At 34.8% G+C, this 3,037-nt stretch carries 3 protein-coding genes and 1 pseudogene; all 4 read left to right on the top strand.

Annotated features, from left to right (window positions below):
- Window positions 1-283, top strand: a pseudogene (locus ABI657_RS19125) (SusC/RagA family protein); the annotation flags it as partial.
- Window positions 284-319: 36 nt separating this feature from the next.
- A complete protein-coding gene (locus tag ABI657_RS19130; RefSeq protein WP_348098864.1) occupies window positions 320-1,927 on the top strand; it encodes a RagB/SusD family nutrient uptake outer membrane protein in 1,608 nt (535 codons plus the stop codon).
- 24 nt (window positions 1,928-1,951) lie between these two features.
- On the top strand, window positions 1,952-2,704 hold the full coding sequence (locus ABI657_RS19135) for a SusE domain-containing protein (RefSeq protein ID WP_348098865.1): 753 nt from the start codon (window positions 1,952-1,954) through the stop codon (window positions 2,702-2,704).
- Between the two features lie 62 nt (window positions 2,705-2,766).
- The coding region (locus tag ABI657_RS19140) for a hypothetical protein (RefSeq protein ID WP_348098866.1) at window positions 2,767-3,037 on the top strand (271 nt) is incomplete at its 3' end.

Raw genomic sequence — 3,037 nt, forward strand, 5'->3', positions numbered from 1 at the left:
TAGTTCTGATTACAACAATACTGGATTTGTAACAAATAACAATTACTTATCTAACTATTTTGTAAAAGATGCTTCTTTTATAAAATTAGATAATGTTACTCTTGGTTATACTTTTGATAAAACGTTATTAAAAGCTGCTTCTTTAAGATTTACTGCAGGAGTACAGAATGTTTTTGTACTTACTAAGTATGATGGTCTGGATCCGGAGAAATTTAATGGAATCGACAACAATGTTTATCCAAGAGCCCGAACTTTTATATTTGGCGTAAATGCTAATTTCTAAAAGTAACTGATAAATAAAATTTAAAAAATAAACAAAATGAAAATATCATTTAAATATATATCCTATTTCTTCCTATTTATTTTAGGATTAAGTATGACGCTTACCTCGTGTACGGACGATTTAAACGTGACGCCAAAAGATGATGATGAATTTCTTTCTGAGACTTTTTACAAAGATCCGGCTTCATACAAACAGGTATTAGCAAAATTATATGCAGGATTGTATGTAGGAGGAAATGACGGAGATGGAACTGCAGATATTGCTGGTATTGGTGGTGATTTTAGTAGTTATTTACGTTTGCTTTTTGTAACTCAGGAGTTTCCTACTGATGAAGCTATTATTGCGTGGGCTGATGGTAATTTGCCAAGCTTAAATGGACAGACATGGTCGGCAGATAATGAGTTTTTGTACGGAACTTTTTCAAGAGCATTTTATGAAATTAGTGTTGCTAATGAGTTTTTAAGACAAACTACAGATGAGAAATTAGCAGCAAGAGGTGTTGATGCAAACCTGAAAGCTGATATCGCTAAATTTAGAGCTGAAGCCCGTTTCCTGAGAGCTTTCTCTTATTATAACTTGATGGATTTGTTTGGAAATGTGCCAATTACGACTGAAAATGATCCAGTTGGATTCTTTTATCCAGAACAAAGATCCAGAACAGAGGTTTTCGCATTTATAGAATCAGAATTAAAAGATATAGATAACAGCTTAGCTGCTTCTAAGTCAAATGAATATGGAAGAGTAGATAAAACAGCTGCTAAATTTTTATTGGCGCAAATTTACTTAAATTCAAAAGTATATACAGGAACTGATAGAAATAATGAAGCAGCTACTGTATGTAAAGATATTATTGATAATTCAGGATATTCTTTTGCTAATATTCCATACAAAAATTTATTTTCTGCAGATAATAATAGAAATGGCGCTCAAAATGAATTTATTTTTCCGGTCGTAAGTGATGGAAATGCAATTAGAGCAACAGGTGGTGGAATGAGTTTTATACTTCATGCTTCTATAGGTGGCAGTATGGATGCTGCTGCTCAAGGAATGAATGGTGGTTGGGCAGGAATTAGAACTCGTAGAGAATTCGTTGGTCTTTTTCCGGATGCAACAGCAACAGGTGATAAAAGAGGAACTTTTTATACTGCCGGACAAAACTTAGATATTGCCAGAGTTGATATTTTTACTGAGGGCTATGCTGTTACTAAATATACTAACGTAAATTCTGATGGTACTACGGCGCAAAGAAATGATATTCCTGATACTGATTTTCCTATGTACAGATTATCTGATGTATATCTAATGTATGCTGAAGCTAGTGTTAGAGGTGCTGCAGTAGGAAACATTGCAACTTCAGTAGGGTACATTAACCAAATTAGAACTAGAGCGGGTGCAGGAACAATTACAGCTTCAGATTTGACACTTGATTTTATTCTAAATGAAAGAGCAAGAGAGTTATTTTGGGAATGTCACAGAAGAACCGATTTGATTCGTTTTGGAAAATTTACAGGAGGATCTAAAATCTGGCAATGGAAAGGCGGTACAATGAATGGTAGTGCTACTGATTCTTACAGAGATTTAATGCCAATTCCTTTAAAAACAATTCAGGCAAACCCAACCTTAAAACAAAATCCAGGATACTAACTAACCTTATAAAAAATAATAAAAATGAAAAATATATATAAAATTTTAATCGCATTCGTTGGTGTATTAGCCGTATCGTGTAATGCAGATGACGTTGAAGACAGACCAGTTATAGAAGCTGCAAAAGCTCCTGTATTATTAACTCCAAAATCAGACTTTAGTATTGTGCTCCAAAGTACAAATGCTGCAAATGCTGCAACAACTTTCGTTTGGGATGATGCGCAATATCAGGGAACAGAAACTATTGTGACTTACAGTTTAGAAATGGCAAAAGCAGGAACTAATTTTGCAAGTCCTTCAGTAGTTGCTACAACAACTGATAAATTCAAAAGCTTTACAGTTGCAGAGTTAAATTCAGCTTGCTTAAATGCTGGTTTTGCTCCTTTTAAGGCAGCGCAGATTGATGTTCGTGTTAAATCTTCTGTAGGGGCAACAGGGGCATTAGGTCAGGTTTCAAATTTTTACACAATTACAGCTACACCTTATCCGGCTTGGCCAAATTGGGGTATTATTGGTTCTGCAACTCCTAATGGCTGGAATGATCCCGATACTAATTTAGATTATGATTTGGCTACTAAAAAATATTCTTATGTTGGACCATTGGTAGTAGGGGAAATTAAATTTAGATTAGATGATGCATGGACTACTAATTTTGGAGATGATGGTAATGATTTGACATTAGATGCCGGAGGTGCTAATATTCCTATTCCGGTAGCTGGAAATTATACTATCGTTATCGATTTTACAGCTAAAACGTATACCATAAAAATGAACTAGGTTTTCAATAATCAAAAAGGGCTGTCTAAGGATGGCCCTTTTTTAATTATAACTAACAAGCTATGAAAAAAACTGTACTCTTATTTTTCCTTTTGCTGTCGACGGCTATTTTTGCACAACAGCAAACAGTGACATACTCCATAAATCCGTCAACTTTTGAAGATACAACTTCTATTACCATAACAATTAATAGTTCAAATATCAATGAAAATACCTGGAGTGTTGCCGGCAACGCCTTATATCTTTGGTCATGGTCCTATAATGTAAACGATGCCGCTCAGATGGACTCTCCTTCGAACGGTTCCTGGACCGCTTCCAATGAGGCTAGTAAAT

The sequence above is a fragment of the Flavobacterium sp. genome, from assembly GCF_039930565.1.
In the GTDB taxonomy this organism is placed as follows: Bacteria; Bacteroidota; Bacteroidia; order Flavobacteriales; family Flavobacteriaceae; genus Flavobacterium.

Coding starts and splice junctions, on each gene's coding strand:
- ABI657_RS19130 (WP_348098864.1), top strand. CDS start 320: ATGAAAATATCATTTAAATATATATCCTATTTCTTCCTATTTATTTTA.
- ABI657_RS19135 (WP_348098865.1), top strand. CDS start 1,952: ATGAAAAATATATATAAAATTTTAATCGCATTCGTTGGTGTATTAGCC.